This is a genomic window from Nitrospirota bacterium (assembly GCA_040757335.1).
Classification (GTDB): domain Bacteria; phylum Nitrospirota; class Nitrospiria; order 2-01-FULL-66-17; family 2-01-FULL-66-17; genus JBFLXB01.
On sequence record JBFLXB010000052.1, the window covers coordinates 1 to 11,438 of the forward strand.

Annotated in this window: 10 protein-coding genes and 2 pseudogenes; 10 read left to right on the forward strand and 2 right to left on the reverse strand. The window is 63.0% G+C overall.

Annotation, left to right across the window (positions count from 1 at the left end; all coding sequences use genetic code 11):
* Positions 1–265 precede the first annotated feature (265 nt).
* Both AB1451_16575 and AB1451_16580 read right to left on the reverse strand, forming a co-directional pair.
* Complete coding sequence (locus tag AB1451_16575) at positions 266–925, reverse strand: HAD-IA family hydrolase (protein ID MEW6684511.1); 660 nt, start codon at positions 923–925, stop codon at positions 266–268.
* Positions 922–1,347: a cupin domain-containing protein gene (locus AB1451_16580; protein ID MEW6684512.1), complete on the reverse strand. Its 426-nt coding sequence runs from the start codon at positions 1,345–1,347 to the stop codon at positions 922–924. The genes AB1451_16575 and AB1451_16580 overlap by 4 nt, the downstream gene beginning before the upstream one ends.
* 280 nt (positions 1,348–1,627) lie before the next feature.
* On the opposite strand from AB1451_16580, the pseudogene AB1451_16585 reads away from it, so the two are divergent.
* From AB1451_16585 to AB1451_16630, 10 genes and pseudogenes are all read left to right on the forward strand, one after another.
* Positions 1,628–3,106 (forward strand): annotated as a pseudogene (locus AB1451_16585) (PAS domain S-box protein).
* A gap of 161 nt (positions 3,107–3,267) precedes the next feature.
* Positions 3,268–3,573 carry an ATP-binding protein gene (locus AB1451_16590; protein ID MEW6684513.1) on the forward strand — a complete coding sequence of 102 codons (306 nt, stop codon included), beginning with the start codon at positions 3,268–3,270 and terminating at the stop codon, positions 3,571–3,573.
* Complete coding sequence (locus AB1451_16595; GenBank protein MEW6684514.1) at positions 3,570–4,208, forward strand: response regulator transcription factor; 639 nt, start codon at positions 3,570–3,572, stop codon at positions 4,206–4,208. The genes AB1451_16590 and AB1451_16595 overlap by 4 nt, the downstream gene beginning before the upstream one ends.
* 127 nt (positions 4,209–4,335) lie before the next feature.
* Positions 4,336–5,013: a response regulator transcription factor gene (locus AB1451_16600; protein ID MEW6684515.1), complete on the forward strand. Its 678-nt coding sequence runs from the start codon at positions 4,336–4,338 to the stop codon at positions 5,011–5,013.
* Between the two features lie 71 nt (positions 5,014–5,084).
* Positions 5,085–5,633: an outer membrane beta-barrel protein gene (locus AB1451_16605; GenBank protein ID MEW6684516.1), complete on the forward strand. Its 549-nt coding sequence runs from the start codon at positions 5,085–5,087 to the stop codon at positions 5,631–5,633.
* A 163-nt stretch (positions 5,634–5,796) separates the two neighbouring features.
* Positions 5,797–7,002, forward strand: coding sequence for an SUMF1/EgtB/PvdO family nonheme iron enzyme (locus AB1451_16610; protein MEW6684517.1), 1,206 nt, complete (start codon positions 5,797–5,799; stop codon positions 7,000–7,002).
* A 286-nt stretch (positions 7,003–7,288) separates the two neighbouring features.
* Positions 7,289–7,726, forward strand: a pseudogene (locus tag AB1451_16615) (HupE/UreJ family protein).
* Between the two features lie 37 nt (positions 7,727–7,763).
* Positions 7,764–9,239: a DUF1254 domain-containing protein gene (locus AB1451_16620; GenBank protein ID MEW6684518.1), complete on the forward strand. Its 1,476-nt coding sequence runs from the start codon at positions 7,764–7,766 to the stop codon at positions 9,237–9,239.
* A gap of 47 nt (positions 9,240–9,286) precedes the next feature.
* A complete protein-coding gene (locus AB1451_16625; GenBank protein ID MEW6684519.1) occupies positions 9,287–10,681 on the forward strand; it encodes a DUF1254 domain-containing protein in 1,395 nt (464 codons plus the stop codon).
* A gap of 138 nt (positions 10,682–10,819) precedes the next feature.
* Positions 10,820–11,438, forward strand: a 619-nt coding sequence (locus AB1451_16630) for a DUF3604 domain-containing protein (GenBank protein ID MEW6684520.1), incomplete at its 3' end; no start/stop codon positions are given.

An 11,438-nucleotide genomic window follows, 5' to 3' on the forward strand; every position in this document is an offset into this window, starting at 1 on the left:
CCACCTGCATGCCAGCGCCCGCCGTGTCCGCCGCTCGGGAGAGAAGCTCCGCTCATTTGTCCTCGCATCGGATCTCCCATCAGCCCCGTGGCAATAGATGTTCTATTACTTACGCAAAACTCAATAAGCACTCCCAGGGGATTGCGGTCGTACGTGAGGCGAGTGGCGCCACGAAGAAGTGGCGCTGAGCCACGAGCGCCGCCGAGACGGTGAGGCGGCCGAGGCTCCTTGGAGAACGCCGCGGATGGGCTTTTTCAGCAACCGACTAAGCGATGAGCGCCTTCTGAACGAGGCCGGGAAGATCGGTAGGATGTGCGGCCACGAAGTCCGGCTCGCGATCGGGCCGGTCAACGTATCCCCACGCGCACCAGATCGTGGCGGCGCCGAACGCCTGTCCGAGCGCGATGTCGGCGGTGGTGTCTCCGATCATGACCGCGCGGCCCCGTGCCGCGTCGAATGCACACCGCCGGGCGGCTTCGGACAACACGAGGGGATCGGGTTTGCTCGCCGCGCACGTGTCGCCGCCGATCACCGCCGCGAAGAACGCGTCGATCCCGAGCGCCTCGATCAGCCGTTGGGAGATCCGTTCCGGCTTGTTGGTGATCACGGCCAGTCGGCCGACGTACGCCAGCCGTTCCAGCGAGTCCGCGATCCCCGGATAGAGGCGGGTGTCGTGCGCCACGTGGTCCAGGTAATCGGCCTCATAGCGCGCGCGGACATCGACCAGCCGGCTGTCGTTGCCCTCGAGATAGTCGTCGAAACACGCGCGGTAGAGCTGATCCATGCCCCGGTTCACCCAGGGACGGATGGCGTCGTCGGCCTGCGGGGACAGCCCGAGTCCCGCACGCACGCGGTGAACCGCGGACACCATGTCGTTCCGGCTGTCTTCCAGCGTGCCGTCGAGATCGAATCCGATCAGGTTCACGCGTTGGCGGGATCGGTCCGGCGAGTCAATTGTTCGACGCTGCCCGCGCCGTCCCCGTGTTCGGTCACGCGGCGCTGGCCGCTCAATGAGCCCTTGTACGCCGAGAACGGGCGGCTGTTGTGGCTGATCACTTCGTGCGCCATCCCGCCCGGAATCAACAGGATGTCGCCCGCTTCGATGGTCACCGGGAACTCGTCGAAGTGAAACGTGATCGCGCCGGATACCGCGCCCCGGATTTCCGGTTCGTCGTGCGCGTGCCGGCTGCGTTCGAACCACGGCGCGACGGTTTGCAGGTCGTACACCGCGTACCCGAACCGTCGCATCTCTTCGGCCACCGACTCCGCGGTGGGCTCCTCGGTGCGGCCCCACTTCACGAGTCGGACCCCGTTGGGCAATGTCACCATTTTGGATCGATTACTCATGGCGAATCTCCGGTATGACCGCCACCATAACGCGTTCGGCGTGGCGCTGTCTATGCCTCCTCCGGGGTACGATGGGCCGCGCTCCCTCGCGGGACCGCCTGTTGCAGCGGCGTATCCGCGGGTGCAGCATCCATCAGGACTTCGGTCCCCACGGGCAGCTCCGGCTGCTGGCGCCCCTCCCCTGCACTCGACCGGCTTGCAATTTGCCCGGAAAGTATTCTAAAACCATACCCAACCACGAAGTCCCGCCGCCTGGAGCGGAGTCAATATTGCTTGCCAGATGGACCCCACGTTTCCCCAGCGCAGAGCAGAGGATCGGTCCCACCAACACAGTTTCGAGTTACTGCGCGCGCTGAGCCTCGCACAAGCCCGTTTCATCGCGGACGCAGATCCGCGCGAACTGTTCAGCGAGCTGTTGACCGCGGTTCTCTCGCTCACCCACAGCCAATGCGGGTTTCTGGCGGAAGTGGCCGACCCTTCCTCCGGAGCCGGCGCGCTGCAGGTGTACGCCGCATCCGACGTGGAGTGGAGCGAGTTGTACCTCGACACGCTCTTCAACGCCGCGATCGAGACCGGGCAAACCGTGATCTTTGCCGATCCACCAGACGGCGGGAAAGAGGAAAGAGACGCGCGGATCAGGACGTTCCTGGGCTTGCCGATCCATCGCGGCCGGGAACTGGTGGGTATCCTGGGCATTGCCAACCGGCCGACCGGGTACGACGCCGTGACCGTGGCGTTTCTCGCTCCGGTCCTGGCGACCTGCGGGACCCTCATCGCCGCCGCTCGGACCGATCGTCGCCGGCAACAAGCCGAACAAGCGCTTCGCGAAAGCGAGGAGCGTTTCCGGGCGATGGCCGACACCGCTCCGGTGATGGTCTGGATGTCCGGCCCCGACAAAGGTTGCACCTACCTCAGCAAGACGTGGCTCGACTTCACCGGCCGTTCCCTCGCGGAGGAACTGGGTGATGGATGGGCCCAAGGGGTTCATCCGGAAGACCATCATCGGTGTCTGTCGACGTACGAGGCTGCATTCGACGCACGGCTGCCCTTTAAGATGGAATACCGGTTGAAGCGTCGCGACGGCGAGTATCGCTGGGTCTTGGATACCGGGGTCCCTCGGTATTGCGCAGACGGGATCTTCAGCGGATACATCGGGTCCTGCGTCGACATTACCGAGCGAAAACAGGTTGAGGAGGCGCTGCAGCGGAGCGAGGAGCGGTATCGCGGGGTGGTCCAGATCCAGACCGAGTTGATCTGCCGGTTTCTGCCGGACACCACGCTGACGTTCGTCAACGAAGCCTATGCGCGCTGTTTCGGCCGGACATCGGAGAGCCTGATCGGCACACCGTTCTTGCCGTTGATCCCGCAGGAGTTCCATTCCGACATTCTGCGGCACCTGGCGACCTTCACACCCGGCCAGGCAATCCGGACCTATGAGCACCCCGTCTTTCTTCCCGACGGCGAGCAGCGATGGCAAGAATGGACGGACCACGCGATTTTCGACCAAGGGGGCAGGATCGTCGAGTTCCAGGCCGTGGGCCGCGACATTACGGATCACAGACGTACCGAAGAGGGCCTGCGGCGAAGCGAAGCCGCACTGCAACAGAGCCAAGAGGAACTCCGGTTGCTGGCCGGCAGGCTGCTGTCGGCCCACGAAGAGGAGCGGAGTTGGTTGGCGCGGGAACTGCACGATGACTTGAGCCAGCGCCTGGCCGCTCTCGCCATTGAAACCGCCATGTTGGAAGCGGAGTGCCGGTCCATGCCGGAGGCGAGAATGGCGGGGTGCAGTCGGCGCGAGATATTGTGGACGTCGGTGGAGACAAAGATCTGGGCTTGGCGGATGCGATTCGGTCCGAGTGCGTGCGATTTTCGGAACGAGAAGGGATCCAGGTCGAATTCGTCGGGGAGGCGATCCCGGAGATGCCGTCCGAGACGGCCATCTGCCTGTACCGGATCGCGCAAGAAGGCCTGCACAATATCGCCAAACACGCCAAAACAAACAAGGCGAGCGTGTCTTTGTGGTGCGAGGGTCGCGTGGTGGTCCTGTCGATCCAAGACTTCGGCGTGGGGTTTGATTCCGCGTCCGTGCGCTCCTCACAAGGGCTCGGACTGGCCAGCATGCGGGAACGCGCGTGGCTGGCGCTCGGAGACATCGTGATTCGTTCCCAGCCCGGTGAGGGGACGGTGATCGAGGTGCGCGTGCCGTTCGGAGAGCAGCAATCATGACGCGACCGCGAGTGGTGTTGGCCGACGACCACTTGATGGTCATCGACGGGATGTCCAGCCTGCTCCGGGCGGACTTCGACCTGGTGGCCACGGTTGAAAACGGCCGCGAACTGATCGAGGCGGTCCAGCGCCTGGACCCCGATGTCGCGGTGACCGATATGCAGATGCCGCTCCTCAACGGCATCGAGGCCACCGCGCAGTTGACCAAGCTGAAGACGCGGGCCAAGGTGATCGTTTTGACCATGCATCCCGATGCCTCGTACGCGGTGCGGGCGTTCGAAGCCGGGGCCAAGGGGTTCGTGTTGAAACACGCGGCCTACGCGGAACTGGCCGCCGCGATCCGCGAGGTGCTCAAGGGACGGGTGTACCTCACGCCCATGATCGCCAAAGACGTGCTGGACAAATTCATGCACAAGCCGGCGCACCCCACCGGTCTGTCCCTGCTGACTTCGCGCCAGCGCGAGATCATGCAGTTGGTGGCCGAGGGGCGCACGGCCAAAGAAATCGCCTCCACGCTCAACGTGTCGCCCCGCACCGTGGAATTTCACAAGACCTGCATCATGGACCGCTTGCACCTGCACAACCACGCCGACCTGGTTCGGGAAGCCGTGCGATGCGGCCTCATCGCGCCCTGACCTCGTAATCGTTCCGCGAAAACCTCGTAAGACCCCGAGTTCTCAGCCCCGGGCTCCGGTGCTAGAGTCCGCCTACCTCAATTAACCCGGAATGGTGTCCATGCGTTTCGCGAAAGGATGAGGATCGATGCGTCCCCGCGTCCTGCTGGCTGACGATCACCGGGTCGTGGTCGAAGGGCTCGTCACCCTCCTCACCCCGGTGTGCGACCTCGTGGAGACGGTGGAAGACGGCCGCGCACTGGTCGAGGCAGCGGTCCGTCTCGACCCGGACATCGTGGTCACCGACATTTCGCTCCCGCGGCTCAGCGGGATCGACGCCCTGGTGCAACTGAAGAAGAAACGGGTGCGGGCCAAGGTCATCTTCCTCACCATGCATCGGGACGCGGCCTACGCGGTGCGCGCGATGGAAGCGGGTGCGTCGGGGTTCGTGCTCAAACATTCGGCGTCCGCGGAGTTGCTCACCGCGATCCACGACGTGCTCAAGGGCAAGACCTACGTCACCCCGTTGCTCGACAACGGCAGGTGTGGGCAGGCGGAGCCGGCGCGGTCGCGAACTCGCGACGCCGCGTCCGGGCTGACTCCACGGCAACGTGAGGTCCTGCGTCTGGTGGCCGAAGGCCGCTCCGCCAAAGAGATCGCCGCGGCGCTGCACATCTCCCCGCGGACCGTGGAGTTTCACCGGAACAAGATCAAGGAAGAGCTGCATCTTCATAACCAATCCGAGCTGGTGCAGTTCGCGCTCAAACACGGGATTGCGGTGACCGTCACCTGGATTTCCGCCGTGGTTCACGCGGTGATCGCCTGATCTAATGACCTGATCTTATAGACGGACAATCGGTAACGCCAACAACGTCGGAAGACGAGGAGGAACAGGCGATGAGAAGACTGACACTGCCCAGTTGCACACTGGGGGCATTGCTCTTGGGTTCAACCGCTGCGTGGGCGGGGAGCGACTCCGGCCTCTACCTGGGCGCTTCGCTCGGTTCGGCCGGTCTCGACGTGTCGTCCGGCGGCGTCAGCTACGACGATAACGACGTCGCCTACAAGATTTTCGGGGGATACAACTTCGGACTGGTCCCGCTGGTCGATGTCGCCATCGAAGGATCCTATGTGGACTTCGGATCCGCTGAAGGAAGTGTTTCAGGTAGCGGCGTTGAAACGAGCGTGACCGGCGTGGATGCGTTCGGGCTCGTCGGAGTCAGTATGGGTCCGGTTTCCTTGTTTGGAAAAGTGGGGGCCATTTATTGGGACGGTGAGATGTCCGCCCTCGGGCAAACAGCGGACGACTCAGGCACCGACCCCGCTTACGGGTTGGGCCTGCAGTTCCAACTGCTCTCGATCGCGATCCGGGCCGAGTACGAACTCTTCACCCTCGATGAAGTGGATATCGGCTTGGCATCGCTCGGCGCGTCGTACACGTTCTAAATGGCGAGGTCGCAGAGTCGAAGGGTCGTAGGGTCTCAGGGTCCCAGGGTCGAAGAGACAGGGTCGATCCTGAAACTGTGTGACTCTGCGACTGTTTGACCCTGCGACTCACTCTGAGACTCTTCGACCCTTCGACTCTCCGACCAAGAATAAGGAGCGAACCATGTCTCGCCATCGCCGACGGATAGAGAAGCTGCGCCGAGAGCGGCGCACGGGCCGAGCATCTCGGCGCTGGCTTCTGGTCGCCGGCCTGCTGGTCGCGGCGGGCCTGGTGGGGTGGGGGCTGGCGGCGCGCCAAGTCGCGGTGATCGGGGCCGCGCCAGTGGCTCAGGACGGCAACGGCTTCGAGCCGACCGTGTCCAACACGGCTTCCGCGCCCGGCCCGGCGCCCGAGGGCATGGTGTGGATTCCGGGCGGGGAGTTTTCCATGGGCGCGGCCGATCCGCTTGGGATGGACGACAACGACGTCGGGATGCACGCGACGGGAGATTCGCGGCCGATCCACCGCGTGTATGTCGATGGTTTCTGGATGGACAAGACCGAGGTCACCAACGAACAGTTCGCCAAATTTGTGAAGGCCACGGGTTACGTCACCGTGGCGGAGCGCACGCCGCGGGCGGAAGACTTTCCGGGCGCCCCGCCCGAAAATCTGGTGGCCGGTTCCGTGGTGTTCTCGCCTCCAGACCACGCTGTCCCGCTGAACAACCACTTCCAATGGTGGGCCTATGTGAACGGCGCGAACTGGCGCCACCCGCTGGGTCCTAAGAGCGACTTCAAAGGCCGCGACAAGTATCCCGTGGTGCACGTTGCGTACGAAGACGCCATGGCCTACGCCAAGTGGGCCGGCAAGCGCTTGCCCACGGAAGCCGAGTGGGAGTTCGCGGCGCGCGGTGGTCTGACCGGACAGGTCTATCCGTGGGGGAACGAGTTCAAACAAGGTGGCAAATGGATGGCGAACAGCCACCAGGGTCACTTCCCCAACCAAGACACCGGCGCGGATAAGTTCAGGGGCATCGCGCCGGTGGCACAGTTTCCACCCAATGCCTACGGCTTGTACGACGTGGGCGGGAACGTGTGGGAATGGACCAGCGACTGGTATCGCCCCGACTACTACGCGCAACTGGCCGCGGCCGGCACCATGGCTCGCAATCCGCAAGGCCCGACGTCGTCATTCGACCCCAGCGAGCCGGGTGTGCAGAAACGCGTCCATCGCGGCGGGTCGTTCCTGTGCACGGACCAATACTGCTCGCGCTACATGGTGGGCACGCGCGGCAAAGGGGAACCGACCACCGGCACGAATCATCTGGGGTTCCGCTGCGTGAAGGATGTGAAGTCGGTATCGGCGAAATCCCAGAAAGCGAGCGGATAGTCCCGGAGTTGATATGAAGCGATGGCTCAAGGAACCGCTGCTGCATTTCCTTGTTCTCGGCAGTGTGTTGTTCGCCGCCTACGCCTGGATCGATCGCGGGAGCGGCGACGTCTCCCGTGTCGTGCGCGTCACCGCCAACGAGGTTGAGTGGCTGAAGCAGACGTGGGCGCGCCAGTGGCAGCGCCAGCCCAACGAAGATGAGCTGAAGGGCCTGGTCGCCTCCTATCTCAGGGAGGAGTTGCTGGCGCGCGAGGCGCAGGAACTGGGTCTGGATGAGGACGATGTTGTCGCGGTTGAGATCATTCATGCGCGCAACGGCCGGGCCGGACTCACGGCCCGCGCGCCCTGGCTCGTAGCCTTCACCTTCGGGCTGTTGCATGGATTTGGCTTTGCCAGCGCCTTGAGTGAGATCGGCCTGCCGCAGGGGCAAATCCCGCTGGCATTGTTGTTCTTCAATCTCGGCGTGGAGGCTGGCCAATTGTTATTTATCACCGGAGTCATGGCATTGATCTGGGTGGGAAGGGATATTCTGAATAAGATCCGTGATGCAGGATACAAGATGCGTGATTCGAGATACGTGATGCGGGATATTAATCTTTCATCTCGCATCCCGGATCTCGCATCGCGGATCCCCCATCCCGCATCTCGGATCCATGTTCTCACCGCCTATGCCATCGGAAGCGTGGCGATGTTCTGGGTCTTGCAACGCGTCGCCGCTTTCTGAGTTCCGGCAAACCGCAGTAAGAATGGGAGATAAAGGCATGACAAACACCTACGCACAAAAGTTGCTCGCCGCCGCGTTCATTGGCGCGTTGGTATTCACGAGTGCACAGGCGCAACAACTGCCCACGAACGGCGTGGTCGATTCCCGGATCGGGAAGTTCGAACTCGAGAACGGCTACCCGACCGATGCGACGGTCAAGAAGCTCTACGACGACCTGGATTTTCAGCGCGCCACCCAGGCCTATCTCTGGGCGCTGCCGCTGATGGGCTCCGCGCAATGGGCGCACGAACACCGCGATAAATTTGGCGCGGGCAATCTGGACTACGTGGATTACCTGACCTTCACGGACAAGCTCGGACTGCTCACGGCCAACGCCGTGACACCTTATCTCATCGCGTTTCCCAGCATGACGGACACCGGGCCGCTGGTTGTGGAGATTCCCCCCGGTCCCACGGCGGGCGGCATCCTGGACTTCTGGCAGCGGCCACTTGCCGATACCGGCCAGCTCGGACCGGACAAGGGCGCCGGCGGGAAATTTCTCGTGCTCGGTCCGGACGATCCGGACATGAAGCCGGAAGGTTATTTCGTGGTGCGTTCGCCCACGGTCAATCTCTTCATCGGACACCGCGCCCTCGATCCTGACCGTGAAAAGGCGTTGGCGACCATGGCCGCTTATCGCATCTATCCGTACAGCCAGCGCAACAATCCACCCGCGTCCCGTCCCCATGTACGGCCCGACGGTCGCAAGTGGAGCGGCTGGCAGCCACGCGGACTGGCCTACTGGGAAGGTCTGGCGCGGATCATCGATGAGGAGCCCGTCCACGAGCGCGACCGCATGATCATGGGCATGCTGAAACCGCTGGGGATCGAGAAGGGCAAGCCGTTCAAGCCGGACGCACGGCAGAAAAGGATTCTGATCGAGGCGGCACAGGTCGGCGAGGTGATGGCGCGCGGGGTCGCCTACGCCAAGCGATTCGAGGGCGCCAAGGTCTGGCCCGACAAGCGGTGGGAAATCTCGCTCCTCCTGAAAGAGACCAATCAGGAAACCCCGACCCACACGCAGATCGACGAACGGGCATCATGGTTCTACGAAGCCGTAGCCGTCTCAGAGGGCATGATGGGACGCACCGTGGGGTTCGGGCAGGTGTATCTCGAATCCGCGAAGGACAGCGCCGGCAACTGGCTGGATGGCGGCAAGAGCTACCGGTTGCGCGTGCCGCCGAATGCGCCGGTGAAGCAGTTCTGGTCCTTCACCGTGTACGACAACGAGACGCGCTGTTTCGTGGACACCGGCGTGGCACCCGACCGGTCTTCGCGTGATGACATCGTCAAGAATCCCAACGGTTCGGTGGAGCTCTACTTCGGGCCGCAAGCGCCGCAAGGGAAACCCGCCGCGAATTGGATCAAGACCATTCCCGGCAAAGGCTGGTTCACCTACTTCCGTCTCTACGCCCCGACGCAGCCCTACTTCGACCGCACCTGGGTGCTGCCGGATATCGAGGAAATGAAGTGACTTGGCGTACCAACTCAACCAATCGACGGAATATAAAGGGATTGCATATGAAAACAGTACTTAAACATATCTGGCTTTCTTTCCTGGCCGGCACGCTGGCATTCGCCATGAACGCAAGCGCGGTCGCCGCGCCGACGCCGGACGAAGCCCGCGCCATCGCCAAGGAGGCGTTCATCTACGCCTACGCGCCGGTTCAAGGCTACAAGACGCTCTACAACCAGACCCAGAACGCGCATGACCCTGGCTACATCGGCGGATTCGGCCGCTATCGCCATTACACCCGCGTGGCGACCCCGGCCGACCGGGACATCGTCACGCCCAACAACGACACGCCGTATTCATGGGCATGGCTCGACCTGCGCCGCGAGCCTTACGTGCTCAAGCTGCCCGCCGTGCCGAAGGATCGCTACAACGTCTTTCAGTGGTTCGATCTGTACACGCACAATTTTGCCTATGCGGGCGTGCGCGCCACCGGTTATGAAGCCGGCAACTATCTCTTCATCGGCCCGAACTGGAAGGGCGATGTGCCGCCCGGCATCACGAAAGTCTTTCGTTCGGAAACGGACATCGTCGGCACGCTGACGCGCACCAGCATTGATGGCGAGGCCGACGTGCCGAACGTGTGCGCCCTCCAGCAGCAATACGTGCTCATGCCCCTGAGCGAGTTCGCCGGGCAGAAGCCGCCAGCGCCCGTTCCCGCCGTCAAGTTTCCCAAGTGGGATGAAAAGCAGGCGCTGTCTGCGGGCTTCATCGGCTATCTCAACTTCCTGCTGCAATTCTGCCAGCCGATCCATCCGAACGAGGCGGCACTGATGAAACGCTTCGCCAAAATCGGCATCGGTGCGGGCAAGGCCTTCGAACCGGCCAAGCTGGACCCGGGGCTGCTGGCCGCGATCGAGCAGGGCGCGCAGGAGGGGCTGAAGGAGACGCAGGCATTCGCCGCCTTGCAGACCAGCTCGCGGGATATCATCGGCACGCGCGAGCACCTCGGCGACAACATGTATTTGAAACGCAACGCCGCCGCCCTGGTCGGCATCTATGGCAACTCGGTCGAGGAGGCGTATTACAACGCCTATCAACTCGACGCCGACGGCAAGCCGCTCACGGCCCAGAAGGACCGCTATGTCCTGCGCTTTGCGCCCGGCGAACTGCCGCCGGTAAAGTTTTTCTGGTCGTTCACCATGTATTCCCTGCCCGAACGGAACCTCGCCGCCAATCCCATCAACCGCTACTCGATCGGCAGTCGCAGCCCGGGCCTCAAGCCGGATGCGGATGGCGGGCTAACCATCTATGTCCAGGCGCAGTCGCCCGGGGTGGACAAGGAATCCAACTGGCTGCCGGCACCTGCGGGGCCCTTCTTCATCATCTCCCGGTACTATGGCCCGGAACCTCGGATGATCTCGGGCGAGTGGGCAATACCGGCGTTGAAGCGTGTGGAGTAAGCGAAATGACAGCCACCCCGATGCACTCAGCGGATTTCGTGCCGCCCTACGTCGTCGGCAGCGTGGCAATGTTTTGGGTCATCCAACGAATCGCTGCTTTTTAAAGTGAGAATTCATGGATAACGAAAGGAGACAACGATGTTTAGGATCGTTTTCGCCGGACTGCTGTTCGCCATTTTGACGCTGCCGGTGTTCGCCGCCGAGGAACTGCAAACCGACCTCGGCCCGGTCAGCAAGGAGACCGTCGGACAAGCCTTCAAGAAGCCAGGCTATTCGCCCTATGCGGGTCGAAATTTCCCCACGCGTCCGTACTTTGGCGACACGCATCTGCACACCGCGATCTCGCTCGACGCCGGCGCCGTCGGAGCGAAAGTGGGGCCGGACACCGCCTACCGGTTTGCGCGCGGCGAGGAAGTCACGACATCCACCGGCCAGCCGGCGAAGCTGTCGCGTCCGCTCGACTTCCTGGTGGTCAGCGATCACGCCGAGGCCTTCGGCGGCATGGTCGAAGTCGTCAAGGGCAATCCCGCGCTGATGGCCGATCCGAAGGTCAAGCAGTGGCACGACATGATCACGCAGGGCGGCGACACGGCGCTCAAGGCCGCATGGGAGATCATCGGCGCGCTCTCGGCCAACAAGCTGCCGAAGGTGATGACCGATCCGGCGTTCATCCGCTCGGTCTGGGAGCCCTACATCAAGACCGCCGACCGGTTCAATGAGCCGGGCAAGTTCACCGCCTTCATTGGTTACGAGTGGA

Excerpts from the sequence above, each read along its gene's own strand:
- AB1451_16580 (MEW6684512.1), bottom strand. The coding sequence starts at position 1,347 with ATGAGTAATCGATCCAAAATGGTGACATTGCCCAACGGGGTCCGACTC.
- AB1451_16590 (MEW6684513.1), top strand. The coding sequence starts at position 3,268 with ATGCCGTCCGAGACGGCCATCTGCCTGTACCGGATCGCGCAAGAAGGC.
- AB1451_16595 (MEW6684514.1), top strand. The coding sequence starts at position 3,570 with ATGACGCGACCGCGAGTGGTGTTGGCCGACGACCACTTGATGGTCATC.
- AB1451_16600 (MEW6684515.1), top strand. The coding sequence starts at position 4,336 with ATGCGTCCCCGCGTCCTGCTGGCTGACGATCACCGGGTCGTGGTCGAA.
- AB1451_16605 (MEW6684516.1), top strand. The coding sequence starts at position 5,085 with ATGAGAAGACTGACACTGCCCAGTTGCACACTGGGGGCATTGCTCTTG.
- AB1451_16610 (MEW6684517.1), top strand. The coding sequence starts at position 5,797 with ATGTCTCGCCATCGCCGACGGATAGAGAAGCTGCGCCGAGAGCGGCGC.
- AB1451_16620 (MEW6684518.1), top strand. The coding sequence starts at position 7,764 with ATGACAAACACCTACGCACAAAAGTTGCTCGCCGCCGCGTTCATTGGC.
- AB1451_16625 (MEW6684519.1), top strand. The coding sequence starts at position 9,287 with ATGAAAACAGTACTTAAACATATCTGGCTTTCTTTCCTGGCCGGCACG.